The sequence below is a fragment of the Chamaesiphon sp. genome (assembly GCF_041738855.1).
Taxonomy (GTDB): Bacteria; Cyanobacteriota; Cyanobacteriia; order Cyanobacteriales; family Chamaesiphonaceae; genus Chamaesiphon.
Window position 1 is genome coordinate 33,325 of the sequence record NZ_JBGSPA010000207.1, and the last position, 16,526, is coordinate 49,850.

The 16,526-nt window shown below is 46.0% G+C and carries 20 protein-coding genes; 7 read left to right on the forward strand and 13 right to left on the reverse strand.

Annotated elements, in window-relative coordinates:
- Window positions 1-45: 45 nt before the first annotated feature.
- Window positions 46-954 (reverse strand): RluA family pseudouridine synthase, encoded by a 909-nt coding sequence (locus tag ACEW9I_RS22870; protein ID WP_373542694.1) that lies wholly within the window; start codon window positions 952-954, stop codon window positions 46-48.
- 101 nt (window positions 955-1,055) lie between these two features.
- On the opposite strand from ACEW9I_RS22870, the gene ACEW9I_RS22875 reads away from it, so the two are divergent.
- Window positions 1,056-1,952: an ion channel gene (locus ACEW9I_RS22875; RefSeq protein ID WP_373542633.1), complete on the forward strand. Its 897-nt coding sequence runs from the start codon at window positions 1,056-1,058 to the stop codon at window positions 1,950-1,952.
- A gap of 12 nt (window positions 1,953-1,964) precedes the next feature.
- On the opposite strand, the gene ACEW9I_RS22880 is transcribed toward ACEW9I_RS22875, so the two are convergent.
- The 5 genes from ACEW9I_RS22880 to ACEW9I_RS22900 all read right to left on the reverse strand — a co-directional run bounded on the left by ACEW9I_RS22880 (window position 1,965) and on the right by ACEW9I_RS22900 (window position 6,176).
- Complete coding sequence (locus ACEW9I_RS22880; RefSeq protein WP_373542634.1) at window positions 1,965-2,477, reverse strand: hypothetical protein; 513 nt, start codon at window positions 2,475-2,477, stop codon at window positions 1,965-1,967.
- A gap of 63 nt (window positions 2,478-2,540) precedes the next feature.
- Window positions 2,541-3,695, reverse strand: a complete 1,155-nt coding sequence (locus ACEW9I_RS22885; protein ID WP_373542635.1) for a tetratricopeptide repeat protein — start codon at window positions 3,693-3,695, stop codon at window positions 2,541-2,543.
- A gap of 127 nt (window positions 3,696-3,822) precedes the next feature.
- Complete coding sequence (gene fetB / locus ACEW9I_RS22890) at window positions 3,823-4,614, reverse strand: iron export ABC transporter permease subunit FetB (protein WP_373542636.1); 792 nt, start codon at window positions 4,612-4,614, stop codon at window positions 3,823-3,825.
- Window positions 4,615-4,678: 64 nt separating this feature from the next.
- Complete coding sequence (gene corA, locus ACEW9I_RS22895; protein WP_373542637.1) at window positions 4,679-5,812, reverse strand: magnesium/cobalt transporter CorA; 1,134 nt, start codon at window positions 5,810-5,812, stop codon at window positions 4,679-4,681.
- A 133-nt stretch (window positions 5,813-5,945) separates the two neighbouring features.
- Complete coding sequence (locus tag ACEW9I_RS22900; protein ID WP_373542638.1) at window positions 5,946-6,176, reverse strand: hypothetical protein; 231 nt, start codon at window positions 6,174-6,176, stop codon at window positions 5,946-5,948.
- Window positions 6,177-6,401: 225 nt separating this feature from the next.
- On the opposite strand from ACEW9I_RS22900, the gene ACEW9I_RS22905 reads away from it, so the two are divergent.
- Window positions 6,402-6,833, forward strand: coding sequence for an EamA family transporter (locus ACEW9I_RS22905; RefSeq protein ID WP_373542639.1), 432 nt, complete (start codon window positions 6,402-6,404; stop codon window positions 6,831-6,833).
- Window positions 6,834-6,960: 127 nt separating this feature from the next.
- Here ACEW9I_RS22905 and ACEW9I_RS22910 read toward each other — a convergent pair whose 3' ends face one another.
- Window positions 6,961-7,197 carry a hypothetical protein gene (locus ACEW9I_RS22910; RefSeq protein WP_373542640.1) on the reverse strand — a complete coding sequence of 79 codons (237 nt, stop codon included), beginning with the start codon at window positions 7,195-7,197 and terminating at the stop codon, window positions 6,961-6,963.
- A gap of 256 nt (window positions 7,198-7,453) precedes the next feature.
- Here ACEW9I_RS22910 and ACEW9I_RS22915 point away from each other — a divergent pair, with 256 nt between their 5' ends.
- Entirely contained in the window at window positions 7,454-7,753 is a 300-nt protein-coding gene (locus ACEW9I_RS22915; protein ID WP_373542641.1) for a helix-turn-helix transcriptional regulator, read from the forward strand.
- 270 nt (window positions 7,754-8,023) lie between these two features.
- Here the strand turns inward: ACEW9I_RS22915 and ACEW9I_RS22920 are convergent, their stop codons facing one another.
- From ACEW9I_RS22920 to rpaB, 3 genes are all read right to left on the reverse strand, one after another.
- The gene (locus ACEW9I_RS22920; RefSeq protein ID WP_373542695.1) at window positions 8,024-8,404 is read right to left on the reverse strand and encodes an AbrB family transcriptional regulator; all 381 of its coding nucleotides are present in this window, start codon (window positions 8,402-8,404) and stop codon (window positions 8,024-8,026) included.
- Between the two features lie 286 nt (window positions 8,405-8,690).
- Window positions 8,691-9,332, reverse strand: a complete 642-nt coding sequence (locus ACEW9I_RS22925) for a cofactor assembly of complex C subunit B (protein ID WP_373542642.1) — start codon at window positions 9,330-9,332, stop codon at window positions 8,691-8,693.
- Window positions 9,333-9,461: 129 nt separating this feature from the next.
- Window positions 9,462-10,190 carry a response regulator transcription factor RpaB gene (rpaB, locus tag ACEW9I_RS22930; RefSeq protein WP_309745214.1) on the reverse strand — a complete coding sequence of 243 codons (729 nt, stop codon included), beginning with the start codon at window positions 10,188-10,190 and terminating at the stop codon, window positions 9,462-9,464.
- A 213-nt stretch (window positions 10,191-10,403) separates the two neighbouring features.
- Here rpaB and radA point away from each other — a divergent pair, with 213 nt between their 5' ends.
- The 3 genes from radA (at window position 10,404) to ACEW9I_RS22945 (ending at window position 13,601) form a co-directional block, all read left to right on the forward strand.
- Window positions 10,404-11,894 (forward strand): DNA repair protein RadA, encoded by a 1,491-nt coding sequence (gene radA, locus ACEW9I_RS22935; protein ID WP_373542643.1) that lies wholly within the window; start codon window positions 10,404-10,406, stop codon window positions 11,892-11,894.
- A 73-nt stretch (window positions 11,895-11,967) separates the two neighbouring features.
- The gene (locus ACEW9I_RS22940; protein ID WP_373542644.1) at window positions 11,968-12,576 is read left to right on the forward strand and encodes a HupE/UreJ family protein; all 609 of its coding nucleotides are present in this window, start codon (window positions 11,968-11,970) and stop codon (window positions 12,574-12,576) included.
- A gap of 311 nt (window positions 12,577-12,887) precedes the next feature.
- On the forward strand, window positions 12,888-13,601 hold the full coding sequence (locus tag ACEW9I_RS22945) for a rhomboid family intramembrane serine protease (protein WP_373542645.1): 714 nt from the start codon (window positions 12,888-12,890) through the stop codon (window positions 13,599-13,601).
- 44 nt (window positions 13,602-13,645) lie between these two features.
- Here the strand turns inward: ACEW9I_RS22945 and ACEW9I_RS22950 are convergent, their stop codons facing one another.
- Window positions 13,646-13,873 (reverse strand): hypothetical protein, encoded by a 228-nt coding sequence (locus ACEW9I_RS22950; RefSeq protein WP_373542646.1) that lies wholly within the window; start codon window positions 13,871-13,873, stop codon window positions 13,646-13,648.
- A 280-nt stretch (window positions 13,874-14,153) separates the two neighbouring features.
- Here ACEW9I_RS22950 and ACEW9I_RS22955 point away from each other — a divergent pair.
- Window positions 14,154-15,601, forward strand: a protein-coding gene (locus tag ACEW9I_RS22955; RefSeq protein WP_373542647.1) for an IS5 family transposase whose coding sequence is annotated in 2 segments (ribosomal slippage) — window positions 14,154-14,589 and window positions 14,589-15,601 — 1,449 coding nt in all. Because the reading frame shifts where the segments join, the coding sequence is not laid out codon by codon here.
- Between the two features lie 285 nt (window positions 15,602-15,886).
- On the opposite strand, the gene ACEW9I_RS22960 is transcribed toward ACEW9I_RS22955, so the two are convergent.
- Together ACEW9I_RS22960 and ACEW9I_RS22965 are read right to left on the reverse strand one after the other, a co-directional pair.
- Window positions 15,887-16,177, reverse strand: coding sequence for a hypothetical protein (locus ACEW9I_RS22960; RefSeq protein ID WP_373542648.1), 291 nt, complete (start codon window positions 16,175-16,177; stop codon window positions 15,887-15,889).
- Entirely contained in the window at window positions 16,167-16,463 is a 297-nt protein-coding gene (locus tag ACEW9I_RS22965; protein WP_373542649.1) for a BrnT family toxin, read from the reverse strand. Before ACEW9I_RS22965 ends, ACEW9I_RS22960 begins: the two co-directional genes overlap by 11 nt.
- Window positions 16,464-16,526: the final 63 nt, after the last annotated feature.

Sequence of the window (16,526 nt, forward strand, 5' to 3'; positions counted from 1 at the left end):
GCAGCGGTTAAAACCGCTGACTAACTACATCGGCTCGATCGCCGTCTAACGATTGCGTAGCACTTGGAGCAAAGTTTCAAAATAGCTGGGAATCGGTGCCGTGACGCTGATGAGTACACCTGTGTGGGGATGAATGAGCTGTAAATGCCAAGCATGGAGAGCTTGCCCTGGCAAATTGACACCGATCGATCTACCCGAGCCGTAGACAGGATCGCCGACGATCGGATGTCCCATCTTGGCAGCATGAACGCGAATTTGATGAGTTCTGCCAGTTTCCAGCCGAAATTTAATTAAACTAAAACTGCGGAGTCTTTCTTCGATCTGCCAATGAGTAACAGCAGATTTACCACCTTGTTCGATCGGTAAGACTGTATTTCTGAGTCGATCGACTGGATGGCGTCCGACGGGGAGATCGATCGTGCCGCTATCGACCTTTGGTGTGCCGTAGACTATCCCCAAATACTCGCGCCGTGCAGTTTTAGCCTGAAGCTGCTGTTGGAGGTGCTGGTGGGCAAAATCGGTCTTGGCGATCGCGATGGCTCCAGTGGTATCCTTGTCTAAACGATGGACGATGCCAGGTCGCTGTATGCCGCCAATACTGGAGAGGGGGCAGTGAGCGAGTAAGGCATGAACCAGGGTACCCGTATGATGTCCAGCGGAGGGGTGAACTACCATCCCTGCGGGTTTATTGACGATGAGTAGATGTTCGTCTTCATAGAGGAGATCGAGGGGGATGGCTTCGGGGGTGAGCGCGAGTGGCTCTGGAGCTGGGATCGTGATTGATACTCGATCGCCAGCTTTCAAGCGATAATGCTTATCGACACACACCCGCTCGGCGATCTGAATCTGTCCTAAAATAATGAGTTTTTGCCAGCGCGCTCGCGACAGCTCTGGTAATTGTTGACTCAGCCAGAGATCGAGCCTCGGCTCGGTGTGCGCGGCATCTGCGAACATTAATTCGATGGATCGACCGTCAGTAGCGGTATCTGCGCCATCGAGGATCGGTAAATTGTCTATTTTGCTGGTATCTAATACATTCATCTCAATCGATCGTTATGAACAATAAGTTGCGTCATCATCGAAAAGTCCGAATTGAAAATCAGGATGGCAGATTCGTTTTTCACGGCATGGGCAAATGGTATCACCACTGGCGCGATCCCTACCATTTGCTGCTAACTATTCCCTGGATTGGGTTTGCAGGGATTGTATCGGTCGTTTATCTGTTACTCAATGCGTTGTTTGCAGTGGCGTATCTAGCTGGCGGTGATTGTCTCAATGGAGCGCGTTCTGGCTCTTTTAGTGATGCTTTCTTTTTTAGCGTCCAGACTTTAGCGTCAATTGGGTACGGGGCGATTCATCCTCGGACATTTTATGCCAACTCGATCGTCACGATCGAGTCGATCGTCAGTTTGTTACTAATTGCCGTATTAACAGGACTAGCTTTTGCAAGATTTTCACGACCGATCGCTAAGGTCTTATTTAGTCAATTTATCTTGATGACCACTCACAATAGTCAGCCGAGCTTGCTATTTAGAGTTGCGAACGAACGCCATAATTTTATCTTGGAAGCTACCGCTCAAGTCTATCTGATTATAGATGAAATCACCGATGAAGGGGCGTTCATGCGGCGGATTCACGAGCTCAAATTGTTGCGTCAGCGCACGCCAAGTTTAGTCCTCACTTGGTCGATTATGCACCAGATCGATCGGGACAGTCCCCTCTATGGTTTGACAGCAGATGACTTGGTGCAACGCCATGCCAATATCAGTGTATTGGTAGGTGGGGTTGATGAAACTGTCGCTTATACGATTACGGCTCGACATATTTATGCGACTGAAGAAATTTTGTTCGACCATCGGTTTGAGGACATCATTTATAATTCAGCTAATGGCGATCGCTATTTTGACTATAGTCGCTTCCATCAAGTTCGACCGACCGCCGTAAATAGTTAGCAATCGGGTCGGTTATAACTGTAATCGATCGAGCAGTGAAAACCAGTAATCCGCGTAAAAGTATGCGGGTAAATCGATCGGTGGATGTACACACAAATAATGTGCATACAAACCCACACTCATCCCCAATAGCTGCCAACCAATAATCACAAACATCGCAGTCGATTTCCGCCAGCCGCTAGCTTTCAAATCCAAACTAACTAACAAGCCAGCAGTACACAATACGACAGTATCTACAAAAAATTGGAGCCAAGTTAATAATATTACCGAGCCAATGCTGGCTAAGAGGATCAGAATCAATGCTCTCACATCTGTCTTGAAAAACCCACCGAAACTCAATGATACACTGCGACTCGGATAACTCACAAATCCACCGAGCATCATCACCCCAAAAACGCTTGCCAACCAAATCGATCGATTGCTAGTCCAACCATATAATAGCCAGCCAAAAGTAGCATAAGTTAGCAATAATAATGCCAAAGAAGTCCATGGCACTTTGGGAGGAGATGTTTGGCGATCGAGCATGATGAGTTAAAATTTCCCCAGATATCACTACAAGTCTACATCTATCTAAAAATCAGGGATTAATTACCGCTGATTTTGCAGTTGCCAGACGAGGTTAAGCGCATTATTTGATTCGTTTTTATTACCTTGTTGTCGATATAGTTTAGCTGCCATTTGAAAATCTTTGGTCGCACCAGCTCGATCTTGGAGCAATTTACGCGCTGCTGCTCGATTATAATAAGCATCAGCAGCATCGGTGGTTAGCTCGATCGTTTTGCTAAAGTCGCTAATTGCACCCTGAAGATTGTTTAATTTTCGGCGGGCGAGACCGCGATTGTTGTAGGCAGCAGCATAGTCAGGCTTGAGTTGAATAGTTCTGTCATAATCGGCAACTGCGCCGCGCTCGTCGCCAAGTTTGAGGCGGAGATTGGCACGATTGTAAAAGCTAATGTAATAGTTAGAATTGAGGGCGTTCGCGGAGCGTTCCTGTAGGAAAATCGCTCGATCGTAATCCGCGAGTGCGCCGCTATTATCCCCCGCTTCCGATCGCGTCCAGGCGCGATTATTGTAGGCAAGATAATAGTTGGGATCGACCTCGATCGCGCGATTGTAATCGGCAATCGCCCCTGCCCGATCGCCAGATTTGTACTTAGCTAAACCCCGATTGAGATAAGCATCAGCGCGATTTGGTTTAGCAGCGATCGCTTGGGAAAAATTGGCGATCGCTCCGGCAAAATCTCCCGACGCTTGGAGCAGATTGCCACGGTTGAGATAAGCTTCTGCATAGCGAGGATCGAGCGCAATTGCCCGATCGAGATCGCTCAATGCTCCTTGCTTATCGCCGAGCTGTTCTCTAGCAACGGCGCGATTGAAATAGCTAGCGATATTGCGCGGGTTTAGTTGGATGACTTGACTATAATCGGCGATCGCCTGTTGTTTATTACCTGCTAGACCGTGGGCAACTGCTCGATTATAAATAGCTTTTTCAAAGTTAGGTGTCAGTTGAATCGCACTAGTAAAATCAGCGATCGCGCCAGCATAATCTTGATTATTAAATTTCTGATTGCCCGCTGTTAATAGTCGGTCTGCTTGTTGTTGAGAACTCTGGGCGAGTCGTTCTATCTTGCCACTAACAGGTCGGGAGATGGTATGGGCACTAGCATGAAGATCGGTGGCAATCGCGATCGCCCAGACGATCGCTAGCGGCGTAATTGCTCTCAACATCATAGGTAATTTCATAAAATTAATCATCAAATTAGATCGGCGCGAACTAGCTGATATTTCGATCGCTGGGTCGTTTACTCGTACTTATATTGTACCGTGAGTTCGATGTGACGGAGCCTGTCGATCTAGTCGATCGACAGGCTCAATTTTCATCAAATGAGCGGAATTGTGCAGCGCGATTGAAGCAACGGTTGGCAATCCCCGCAGTAACGAGGATGACCGCGATCGTATTGCTTGCCATGACCGCAAACAGGATCGCAATCTGATATCCAGCAGCATTTACAGGTTGTATATCTGCGAGTATTCCCCCTGCCAAAAATCCCGGAATTGTCACCAATCCCGCTACCATCAATGTATCGATTGTTGGTAATAAAGCTGATTTGATTGCTACTTGACGGTAAGACGCGATCGCCTGAGCGGGAGTTGCACCAAGACTGAGATGTGTCTCAATTGCGGCTTGATGTCGATCGATTTCACCAATTAACCGTTCGCCAGCAATCGCTGCATTATTGAGCAGATAACCCAAACAAACCCCTGTCACCGCCAGCAGATATTGAGGTCGATCCCAACTCGTCGGCTTAATCACCACCAAAATTGTGTACCCAACGGCGATAATTAGCCCCGTAAAGATGGCTCCACCGACAATCGGAAGTAAGTTCTTCATCCGGTCGCCAATGCGGTTGGTCGCGGCGATCGTCGTCAGGCTCGCGATCGCGCAGATGCCAACCACCGTCACCCAAGGTCGATCGAGTTGCCAGATGACTTGCAATCCAAAACCCATCACCAATAATTGCAGCAGCGATCGCGCTGCTGCTAGAGCCATTTGTCCGGCTAATCCTACCCGTTGCCATTGCAATAGCCCGATCGCGATCGCAATCAGACCAAATGCCCAAGCGAGATCTGCTAAATCTAAGATTCGAGGGGGACTATTCATGTTGGGGAGGGATTGGGTGGTAGGTGTTAGGTTTTAGATATGTATAGGAATGCCATTGATTGAATTAACTAAACGCTCGAAACCAGCCGCGCTTCCAGAAAAAATAAACTAGACTACTGGCGATCGCCAACATCAGAGCTAGACATAATGGATAGCCCCAATACCAAGTCAATTCGGGCATATTAAATGGAGATTTGGATACATCGAAATTCATGCCATAGACCCCAGCAATAAAAGTCAATGGAATAAAGATCGCCGACACAATCGTCAGCAATTTCATAATCTCATTCATTTTATTGCTGACAGCAGAGAGATAAACATCCATCAATCCTGTCGATAGTTCGCGATAGGTTTCGACCATATCCATCACCTGGACAGTATGATCGTAGCAGTCACGGAGATAGACCTGCACCTCTTTACTAATCAGATGACTACCATCACGGATCAACGTATTAATCGCATCTCGTTGGGGCCAAATCGCGCGCCTAATTGTCAGTAACTCGCGCCGAATCTTGTAAATTTTTGCGAGTGTCGCTTGATTGGGACGCTTGATGACTTCATCTTCCAAATCTTCGATCGCTTCCCCATAGTGTTCCAAAACTGGAAAAAAGCCATCAACGATCGCATCGAGGAGACAGTAAGCCAAATAGTCAGCACCTTGCGTCCGAATAATCCCGCGATTGGTATCAATGCGTTGTCTGACTCCATGAAAGCAGTCTTTTTCGGGTTCTTCTTGAATGGTAAGTAGATAATTTTTCCCGAGTACTAAGCTGACCTGCTCCTTCGTAAACCCATTATCATTTGGATTGAGCACTACCATGACCGTCACAATCAATAATTGATCTCCATAATGCTCGATCTTGGGACGTTGCGGCACATTTACCACATCTTCAACCAGCATTTGATGGAGATTGAAAATCGGAATCAATGTCTCCCAAGTTGCTGTATTTCCCAATCCTAAAACATCGATCCAAGATACATTGTCAGTCTTTAAATGCTCTTTGATAGTATTTGGATCTGTAATCACAACTCGGGTGGCGCGATCGCGACAATAGTCGATCGACACCAACTCCGCTGGCGGTGCATCGTCACTCAGATGCAATTGTCCTGGAGTCGTGCCTGGGCGATCGTAAAAATAACCCAACCGAGATGTTTCTGGCGGCTGATAAGTACTCGGAAAAGACTCTCGGTTTGGCATACTTAATATCAATATATGGATGACGATCGACTATAGCAATTTTATCTGATTGATGAGCATACCGGAGGGTGTGCTAGCCCGTAACGCACCGAAAACCAAATATCAGAGCTAGATCGTCAAATATAGCTAAGAATTACGCTAGCTTCAAATAGTCTAGAGCTGCCATTGTCCTGCGATCGAGATGACCGACGATCGCGATCGCCAGATGAGGACGTGGCATATTACCGCATGGAGCGATATCATCACCACTCAAGCGTTTGGCAGATCGATCGTGACGGCTGATACCGATCCAAATCATCACGAGCACCGGAATTACTACCACTACCAACCATCCTCCTTCCTCAAATTTGGTGAAAATAATCACCCTCAACACTTAAACTATGAGTGGGTGGTTGCTAGTGAATCTATCGGCTGTTCAGCTCTAGCTATTTTTGGTTGGTTGCTACTCGATTTCCGATTCGAGCCGATCGGCGATATTTATCTGTAGTACTAACACCAAAAAATTGCTATACTACTTCGCATCGACAAAATAAGTTACTTATCGCCAACCGATTGCCAGCTTTACCACGCTACTTTAGCAACTCGACCTATGGAAACCAGCTCCAATCTTTGGTGGATTTATGCTCTACTTTCAGCTTTCTTTGCTGCTTTAACTACGATCTTCGCCAAAATTGGGGTCGCCAACATCGATGCTAATCTCGCTACAGCCCTGCGGACACTGGTAATTATGCCGATTGTCTGGGGGATCGTGCTGGCTCAGGGAAATATCAGCCAGTTGACGACAGTATCCACTCGGACGCTGATTTTTCTGACTGTTTCTGGGATCGCGACTGGTTGCTCATGGCTATTTTACTTCAAGGCACTGCAATTGGGCAAAGCCGCTCAAGTCGCACCGATCGACAAATCTAGTGTCGTGATGACGATCTTACTGGCGGCACTTTTTTTACACGAACCACTCACATCCAAAGTTATTGTCGGTGGTTTGACGATCGTCATCGGTACTTTGATTTTGTTATTGTAATCTGAAACTTCGGGGCGATATTTTACCTGACAATATCGCCAATATGGTCAAGCAGTTGCAGTTAACTTGCAAGCAAACGATCTAATTGCTAACGATCTTGCCATTGGCGGCGATCGACCTTCCATTTCTACTCGTTCCCCCATTTTTCCTTCGTCGTTTGGCATCGATCGTTGCTTGTGCTAAAGGTGCCCACCTCTCTCTGCCCACTGGGAGCAGTTGAGGTGTCAAGCCGTTCTCTGGTGCGTCCCAGCATATATGCACCGATCGATGCTATTACTGGGGTTAGATCGGTCAGTTGGTTCGCGGCTTGAGTGAGGACTGCTTGAATCTGCCCATCGGTGACATCGATCGCGAGCTGTGTCATGTATTACACTCGATTGGTTCCGCCTTCGGAGGCGGAAACACCGAAGGCTAATATTAAACAGGCTGTGAGTGCTTAGAGTTCGATCTCTAGGACTTAACCTAAGTTGCTACATATTTCTTATCTGCGACTAAAGTCGCGGCTAGTGATGCAAAGTCCGCCTTCGCGGACTGGTGAATTCAGTCCGCGAAGGCGGACTTCGCATCATGAGGAGTGGTTTCAACCACTTTGAGTACAGATAGCAACTTGGGTTACTTATTTGGAAGATCAAATTCAGGAGATGTATGGAGAAATAACCGAATATGAGAATTTAAGAGATGGTAAGGTAAGAATTACAATCGATCGCTTATCAGAACTACCGATCGCATTAATTAAAGCGAGAATTTCAGCCGGAATGACTCAAGGAGAACTAGCAGATACGATCGGGATTAAAGAGCAACAGATTCAGCGATACGAAGCTAATCATTATCAAGCAGTTGGATTCGATCGATTGTTAGAGATTGCCAAAATTCTATCGATCGAATTAGTCGATGAGGTCGTGCTGCAACCTAGTCGTTAATCTAAATTTTAACTTTTTGCCAGCAGCTCGATAATCTTAATCTGTTACCAAAGTGAATCCATCATAGGTATGAATTTATTGTAGTTCTTGGGTTTTTCCACCAATAAGCGAACTTGCTCAGGTTTGTTCCGAAACCATTCTGTTGGCTAAATGTGCTGCTGTAGCAATGGCAGAACATCACGAGGCAAAACGTAGGAGTTAGATCCAGAGACACTGTGAAATCTATCACCACCCCTTACGTTCCGTCAGATGTTTACTGTGGGCAGATGATTAGTCTTCTTGAATCAAGTGAATGTGCTTGTAGCCAAGTTTGATTGTAAAGACATCGCCTTCTTTCAAACCCATACCTTTGGTGTAGGCAGAGCCGATTAATAACTGACCATTTTTGTGTACGGTAGCTTTGTAAGTGGCAACTTTACCGCGACTGTCTCTACTAGTCTCATCCAATTTGACACCTTTGGCTGAGAGTACGGCATCATAAAAGCCGGATAGATCGGTACGGACTCCCCCTGAGCTAGAAGTTTTTACATAGCCACATTGCTTAGCAGTTTCCCGCTTGGCAAGATGAGCGAGTTCTTTAACTTTCTGAAGTAGGGCTTTGCCAGTGAGCGGGGTTCCAGCCGAGACAGCTTCAATTGCCGAATCATCCATCTGTACTGAATCAGCGGTATTCGTTGCTGCCACTTTGGCCGATTTTTCAGCTTTGCTTACTGACTTAGCTGTCTTGGATACGGTACTTTTGACACCCTTGGGTGCAGATTCTACTTTAGTTTTAGCCACGATCGAATTAGTTGGATAGTAATTTCATTATGCACTTAATAATTAGCAAAATTACTATTTTCACTAAAATTATTTTACTAATCTGCAATATTAGATCTCAAAAAAAGCTCCCCTTACTCATTTTCTGTCATTTAGCTCCGCCGATCGGTAACAATCGTCACCCCTCCAGCTCCAAGCTATTGGCTAATTTATCGGCAATTCCGGCGATCCAAGCTTCATCTTGTTTGGTGTAGCTACGGGGTGTATCGGCACCCAAAATCATCACACCCTGAGTCCCCAACGGCTGACAAATGATGCCTTGAGTATTGGCTGGTAAGTAATCAAATTCAAATCTACCTGGATAGACTTTGGTATCTACTAGATAAATCGGTTGGTGTTTGGCGAATACGCGATCGAGGATCGCACCAGGAGTAACTTCAGCTTTGGGTGCCAAAATTCCCCGTCTGAGTAATACTTGTCCCTGGTAATAAACAACGATCGATCGCGTGACGGTATTTGTTAGCAGTAAATGTGATGCCCAAGCTAGTTCGGTTTTGACTGGATCTGGTAGTGTGGGCAGTAGCTCAAATCCTGAGGTACCTTCCAAGATCGTGCTATCTGGCTGCCGTGGCTGGACTTGTTGCCAGAGCAATCCCGTCAGGATCAAGACTGCTGTCAAAATCACGCCGACGGCATCCGATCGCGCCTGCGAGTCGGTTAGTATTGGTGTCAATACCCGATTCAACATCAACAGGGTACCAGCGATGCTGCCTGCGGCGATCGGCAAGAGTCTGAGAATGCGATTGGGATCTGATTTCATGAGTAGATACTCGCTACCATCGATTTTATTAGTTCAAACGGACTAAAATGGAAATACCAATCCACTGCAAAGGTAGGGGGTGGGGAATGCCCACCCTACTCGCAATTACTCATGCCCAACCCTTAGCTACTAAAGTTCATCAGGTTCGATAATCCGCTGAAACAAATAACCCGTACCCCTAGCTGTCAGGATCAGTTCTGGGTTGCTGGGATCTTCTTCGAGTTTGGCGCGGAGGCGAGAGATATGGACATCCACGACGCGGGTATCGACATGACGTTCGGGAGTATAACCCCAAACCTCTTGGAGGATTTCCGATCGTGAGAAAGCTTCACCCGATCGACTCACCAGTAGTTCGAGGAGGCTAAATTCCATCCCCGTCAACCTGATCCGTTCGTCAGACTTATAAACTTGACGTTTATTGGTATCGATCTTGATCGTAGCGATCTGAATCACGCCAGAACTCGGAATCCCATTCAGCCCATTTTTATCAACCCGCCGCAATACCGAACGAATCCGCGCTTCCAATTCTTTGGGAGAGAAGGGTTTGACTACATAGTCATCGGCACCCAGTTCCAGTCCGGTAATGCGATCGGCGACATCCCCCAAAGCCGTCAGCATGATGATCGGTACATCTGACTCTTTGCGTAGCTCCTGACATACCCCATACCCATCGAGCTTGGGCATCATCACATCGAGTACGACGAGATCTGGACAAGTTTCGCGAAAAGTTTCGAGGGCTTCTTCCCCATCAGCTGCCGTAACTACATCGTAGCCAATCATGGAGAGGCGAGTTTCTAAAATGCGACGGATGCTAGCCTCATCATCAACGACCAGAATAGTTTCCTTATGATTTTCCAAGCTTATCAAAGCTCCTATCGTATAGTGGTAATTTTTTCAACGTTAAGTTTTAACATCCTATGATTAAGATTATCATTAATTCCAACTAAATTGGGGCAGTCAAACCCAGTCAGAAATCGGAACCCACGTCGATCGCCGCTTCAAGATTCTTAACATTCTCTCACAATTAAGACGATTCCGATTCCCTACCCTCTACCCTTTAACTCCTCCAGAATGGCAAAACAGCCGCGCACGTCCTATGTCTGTAATGAATGTGGCTCGACATCCCCACAATGGTATGGCAAATGCCCAATTTGTAACACTTATGGCTCCTTGATCGAGCAATTACCGCCATCTGCCAGTCGGGGACTCGGTAGTAAGAACACCAATGGATCGAATGAACAACCACATCCACTTGCGGCACTAACTTTTCCTCAGATTATCGATGGGGAAGAAGAGCGATGGGCGTCTGGGTTTGGAGAACTCGATCGGGTATTGGGTGGTGGGATCGTCCCAGGTTCGCTAGTATTGATCGGTGGCGATCCAGGGATTGGCAAGTCTACACTACTGCTGCAAACTGCAAATCTGATGTCCAAGCACTATCGGGTGCTATATGTCTGTGGGGAGGAATCTGCCAAACAGGTGAAACTCCGCGCCTCCCGATTGGGAGTAGAAGGCACCAAAGGCGAACTGACAAGTGAGGAAGCCGCCGAAATGGATCTACCAGAGACACCCGCGAATCTAACTGTGGCGGATGGGGCAAATTTATATATCCAAGCCGAGACAGATCTGGAAGAAATCCTGAGAGAGTTGGAATCGCTCAAACCCCATGTCGCCGTCATCGATAGTATCCAAACTGTCTACTTTCCCGCACTTACATCCGCAGCAGGATCGGTGGCGCAGGTACGGGAGTGTACGGCGGCGTTGATGAAGGTAGCCAAGCGAGAAGACATTACCCTGCTCATCGTCGGTCATGTAACCAAAGAAGGGGCGATCGCGGGGCCGAAAGTTTTGGAGCACTTGGTCGATACCGTTTTGTATTTTGAAGGCGATCGGTTTGCCTCTCATCGGCTGCTGAGATCGACCAAGAATCGCTTTGGAGCCACCCATGAGGTGGGAGTGTTCGAGATGGTCGATCGCGGGTTGCGTGAGGTTGACAACCCGTCTGAGCTGTTCCTGGGAGATCGCCAGGGGATGGCACCAGGAACATCGATCGTCGTCGCTTGTGAGGGGACTAGACCGATCGTGGTGGAGTTGCAAGCGTTGGTGAGTCCGACGAGCTATCCATCGCCGCGGCGGGCGGGTACAGGCATTGATTACAACCGTCTGACCCAAATTTTGGCAGTTTTAGAAAAGCGCGTGGGGATTCCGCTCTCGAAGTTGGATGCGTATGTGGCTTCGGCGGGGGGTTTGAGCGTCGAGGAACCAGCCGTGGATCTAGGGATGGCGATCGCGATCGTGGCAAGTTTTCGCGATCGGGTAGTGGCTCCATTTACGATCCTGATTGGCGAGATCGGGTTGGGGGGGCAGGTACGACAGGTATCGCAACTAGAATTACGCCTCAAAGAAGCAGCAAAATTGGGGTTCAAGCGGGCGATCGTTCCCAAAGGACATCAAACTTTTCCCGATTTGGGAATGGAAATTATTCCCGTCGGGCGGGTAATTGATGCGATCGTGGCTGCACTTCCGGCTGAGACTGAGAGTGAAGATATCGATGAGGATTGATGTTTTGTAACGTAACGGACATCAAGTAGTAGGACATCTTGGTGTTAAATTAATTGGTAATTCAGGGATATTTATGATGAAAAAAAATCAATTTTGGCAGTATTTAGGCGGCGCGATCGCGATGACGCTGTTCATTCCTAGTATTGCTAGTGCCCATACCGGAGTCGGCGATCCTAGCGGATTTTGGCAAGGATTGGTACACCCGATTGGCGGCTTAGATCATATCCTGGCGATGGTGGCAGTGGGTCTATGGGCAGCTCAGATGGGCGGGAAGGCTTTGTGGGCAGTGCCGAGTGCATTTGTGGTAGCGATGATCGGCAGCAGCGTCGTGGGTCATTTTGGGCTACCTTTGCCAGGTGTGGAGCAAGGGATCTTAGTTTCGGATTTTATGCTTGGTTTGCTACTATTATTCGCTACCCGTTTACCGTTAGCTCTTAGTGCTGGGATTGTCGGTATCTTAGCTATTTTTCACGGTTATGCCCATGGAGCCGAAATGCCGGAAACAGCATCGGGACTGGTTTATGGTCTGGGCTTTATCATCTCTACCGCCGCATTACACTTAACTGGTGTTGGGATCGGATTGGCAATCGATCGTTATCAGCCTAAGTTTCAAGAATTGCTGTTTCGGATCGGTGGCGGTGCAACGATCGTCGGTGCAATTTATGTGTTAATCGATCGTTAAAAACATCAATGGTAGGGGCGAGTGACGTGCCTATTAGCATTACCTGCCCCAAAGTTGCGGCTCTAGATGGATGGAGATATTTGGGATGGTTAACCTATCAATGGATAGATGAGGGTGAATGTTAAATTATAAATATTTGAGAGATCTACCAGTCCTAAATCAGCTCGTGGGGTATCGATACTGTTACCGTCGGGGAACAAAGGCGGGCGCAAGCAGCTTACGCCTAACACACACTACATCGACATAGCTTCTGATTTAGGGTTGTGATATATGTCTCAATTGCTATCCTTTATTCTTTACCCTCTGCTCTTATGTTTCCAATCGATGATGACAATCCGACGATTATTACGCCTTATGTTACCTACGGTTTAATCGTCATTAACATCCTAGTATTTATCTATGAGTTAAGCTTTTCCGAGCAAGGATTGACCAAATTTTTCTATCAATGGGCAGTGGTGCCCATCCAACTTACAGGTGCATTTACTGGAAATCCTACACCAATTTTAACTGTAGAACCACCAGAAATATTGACTCTGATTACTGCCCAATTTCTTCATGGTGGGTTCGCGCATATTGCCGGAAACATGTTGTTCTTATGGATTTTTGGGAACAACGTCGAAGACCAATTAGGACATGTGAAATTTCTAGGCTTTTATTTAGCTTGTGGTGTCCTTGCTAGCTTGGCGCAGTGGTATTTTAGCCAAAGTTCGCAACTCCCGTCACTAGGTGCTAGTGGCGCGATCGCGGGGGTGATGGGAGCTTATATTATTCGCTTTCCCAATATTCAAGTTAGGACGGTGATTCCGATCGGGATTTTTCCATTCTTTACAAGTATTCCTGCTTATTTCTATCTGGGAATCTGGTTTTTTCAGCAAGCTTTATATAGTTTTGCGACACTCGCGCCGCGCACGAATGTGGGGATGGAAAATGGTGGAGTTGCCTATTGGGCGCATGCCGGAGGATTTGTCTTTGGGGCATTGCTCGGCCCAGCTTTGGGATTGTTCTCGCAGAATTCGCGGGCGTGATTTGGTCTAAAATTTAAATAACTGATTAATCACTCTAGTTGCGTCTAAACTTTGTAGACGAGCTTCCCTACTAGCGGACGTGTTGCCAGTAAGCCGATCGCAAACGCCCCGATAATTAACCCAATCTGCTGCTTGATGCCGATCGCATCGAGATATGCAGGTAATGTTGGTAATAAAACTCCGATACTAATCCCAAATAATAAGCCCGCAACAAATAGCACGAGCAAATCCCGCCGCTGTTGCGGTTCGAGCTGATTCAACGTTTTCGGCATTAAGCTGATAGATCTTGCAACCAAGCTGTCATTTCACTCAGATCTTGCCACTCAAAAATTTTTGATGTAAATTCATCAAGTTGGCGATCGCTAGTATCGGAAGGATAATACTCCAGCTAATTTTGCAGTTTTAAGGCATATAGCAGTTAATATAATTAGGGGTTGCTGAATAAAAGCTTAAACCTAGACGGAGCGGGATTCACAAGTGATTGCAGAGACAATCGGATGCAAGAGAATCGGCTAAAATTAGACAAAACCCTAGTACGAAAGGGGACGACGCATGTACAGACAAGTTGAAACTGACAGAGTTACATCAGAAAAAACCGAACTGAAATTTGAAGTAAACTTAGCCCAGGAGAATCGATGGGTAGTGATGTCAAAGCTAATACCGTGGGCAGAATTTGAAGTAGAATACGCTCAAAACTTTGCAGCCAGCGGAATGGGGGCACCAGCGAAGTCATTCAGAATAGCATTAGGTGCGTTAATAATTAAAGAAAGATTAGGCGTAAGTGATAGAGAAACAGTACAGCAAATTAGAGAGAACCCATACTTACAGTACTTTCTAGGGATGGAATACAGTGATAAGGCACCATTTGAAGCATCAATGCTAGTGCATTTTAGACAAAGAATAGGCTCGGAGATAGTCAACAGAATTAACAGAAAAATAGTAGAGAACACAATTAAAACAATTGAGGAGAACACTCCCGAAAAAAAGTCAAAGAGAGCGGGGAACAACACAATCATGGAAGATTAATATTAGATGCGACCTGCGCGCCAGCAGACATTAGATATCCCAATGACTTAGGACTATTAAATCAAGCCAGAGCACAGACAGAAAAAATCATAGACAAGCTGTATAGCTGCATCAAAGACCAAACGAAGAGCGAGCCAAGAACCTATAGAAAACTAGCCAGAAAAGACTATCTATCAGTAGCAAAGCAACGCCGACCATCAAAAAAGCAGCGCAGAAAGGCAATAAAAAGACAACTTCAGTACGTCAAAAGAAATTTAACTACTATCGATAAAATAGTAAGTGAGATTGGGCTAAAACTGTTAAGCAGAAAGCAGTACAGGATGCTGTTAGTGATAACAGAAGTCAATCGTCAACAGTTATATATGTATGAAAACAGCCAAAACCGGATTGATGATAGAATAATAAGTCTAACACAACCGCATATTCGTCCAATTGTCAGAGGGAAAGCTGGGACACCAGTGGAATTTGGTGCAAAGTTATCAGCGAGCTGTGTCAATGGATATGTGTTTTTAGATCGAATTAGTTGGGATAATTTCAACGAATCTGGCGACTTGAAAACACAAGTAGAATCATTTAAAAGTTATACAGGTGTATATCCAGAGTCAGTACATGTGGATAAAATCTATCGGACTAGAGCGAATCGAGCTTGGTGTAAAGAAAAAGGAATTAGAATCAGTGGTGTACCACTAGGAAGACCGCCGAAGAATATTAGTAAATCCACAAAGATCCAAGCGCAATTGGATGAAAGAGTCCGAAACTGTATTGAGGGTAAGTTTGGCGAAGGCAAACGAAGGTTTAGCCTTAATCGTGTGATGGCTAAACTTGCTAATACGGCGGAAACTACGATCGCAATCTCTTTTCTAGCGATGAATCTTTCCACGCTGCTACGGCAGCTTTTTGGATTTTTTTATATCTATTTTAGATTCCAGCATTTCTGGCGATTTGTGATTAGAGAAAGTTATGTTTTGTCGTAATTAATCTAGTTAAAACTTATTAGATTAATTTTTCCTCTCGCTAATCCATTTTCTGGACTAAATCTGGCTCACTTTTTCAGCAACCCCTAATTAGTCAAAATAAGAGTCGGAAGTTAAGTACTAAGCTGTCGAACATTTAAAACACTCTTTTTGTCCTCTATAACCCTTGCAGTAAGGGATTTAGCCAAAAGATTTAGATGACAAACAGCTTAGAAGCAAGAGATTTCTAGCGACACTTGATGAAGAATATTCAATTGAAGTTTTGGAAGCTATATTTTGATTCTGTCAGTGTGTGGAATGAACTACTTCATTTAAGGCTGCCGCGATTGTTTCATCGCTGACACCTCGACGCTTCAAACTTGCTACCAATGCCGTCACTGTCTCATTCTCAACCCGCTCTAAATCTACCCGCAAACATTGCCCGACATAAGCACGAATTAATGGCTGATAACCCGAAAAGCCCAATATTGGTGCGACTTTCTTCAGATCTTCCACCACATCTTCGGGCATCCGAATCGTGACACTAGTCATGGGACGATTGCGATTCAATCGTTGCTTTAGTGCTTCAAACTTCATACTCTGCTCTCTCCTGATGAGTTGCCTTACGTGCTGAAATAATCCGAATCATATTCTTTTCCTGCTCAATGTGAACTACAAATAGTAGATTCCATCGCGTATCTTGCCCAATTATGGCATCACGAGCTTCTTCATTACGGCTGGCATCAACGATGATTAGGAATGGGTCGAAGAAGGCTTCCGCAGCTTGTTGGAAAGTAATCCCATCATGTTTACTGGGGTTATTTCGCGCTTTTTCGTCGTCCCACACAAAGGTAATGCCATCGAGCGCAAAGTACACATTCATGCTTGTTAGTATAGTAAAAATGTATTTACAGTGTCAATACGTTAATTTCAACAAGCGATCGCC

Excerpts from the sequence above, each read along its gene's own strand:
- ACEW9I_RS22870 (WP_373542694.1), bottom strand. The coding sequence starts at position 954 with ATGTTCGCAGATGCCGCGCACACCGAGCCGAGGCTCGATCTCTGGCTG.
- ACEW9I_RS22875 (WP_373542633.1), top strand. The coding sequence starts at position 1,056 with ATGAACAATAAGTTGCGTCATCATCGAAAAGTCCGAATTGAAAATCAG.
- ACEW9I_RS22880 (WP_373542634.1), bottom strand. The coding sequence starts at position 2,477 with ATGCTCGATCGCCAAACATCTCCTCCCAAAGTGCCATGGACTTCTTTG.
- ACEW9I_RS22885 (WP_373542635.1), bottom strand. The coding sequence starts at position 3,695 with ATGAAATTACCTATGATGTTGAGAGCAATTACGCCGCTAGCGATCGTC.
- fetB (WP_373542636.1), bottom strand. The coding sequence starts at position 4,614 with ATGAATAGTCCCCCTCGAATCTTAGATTTAGCAGATCTCGCTTGGGCA.
- corA (WP_373542637.1), bottom strand. The coding sequence starts at position 5,812 with ATGCCAAACCGAGAGTCTTTTCCGAGTACTTATCAGCCGCCAGAAACA.
- ACEW9I_RS22905 (WP_373542639.1), top strand. The coding sequence starts at position 6,402 with ATGGAAACCAGCTCCAATCTTTGGTGGATTTATGCTCTACTTTCAGCT.
- ACEW9I_RS22910 (WP_373542640.1), bottom strand. The coding sequence starts at position 7,197 with ATGACACAGCTCGCGATCGATGTCACCGATGGGCAGATTCAAGCAGTC.
- ACEW9I_RS22920 (WP_373542695.1), bottom strand. The coding sequence starts at position 8,404 with ATGGATGATTCGGCAATTGAAGCTGTCTCGGCTGGAACCCCGCTCACT.
- ACEW9I_RS22925 (WP_373542642.1), bottom strand. The coding sequence starts at position 9,332 with ATGAAATCAGATCCCAATCGCATTCTCAGACTCTTGCCGATCGCCGCA.
- radA (WP_373542643.1), top strand. The coding sequence starts at position 10,404 with ATGGCAAAACAGCCGCGCACGTCCTATGTCTGTAATGAATGTGGCTCG.
- ACEW9I_RS22940 (WP_373542644.1), top strand. The coding sequence starts at position 11,968 with ATGATGAAAAAAAATCAATTTTGGCAGTATTTAGGCGGCGCGATCGCG.
- ACEW9I_RS22945 (WP_373542645.1), top strand. The coding sequence starts at position 12,888 with ATGTTTCCAATCGATGATGACAATCCGACGATTATTACGCCTTATGTT.
- ACEW9I_RS22950 (WP_373542646.1), bottom strand. The coding sequence starts at position 13,873 with ATGCCGAAAACGTTGAATCAGCTCGAACCGCAACAGCGGCGGGATTTG.
- ACEW9I_RS22960 (WP_373542648.1), bottom strand. The coding sequence starts at position 16,177 with ATGAAGTTTGAAGCACTAAAGCAACGATTGAATCGCAATCGTCCCATG.
- ACEW9I_RS22965 (WP_373542649.1), bottom strand. The coding sequence starts at position 16,463 with ATGAATGTGTACTTTGCGCTCGATGGCATTACCTTTGTGTGGGACGAC.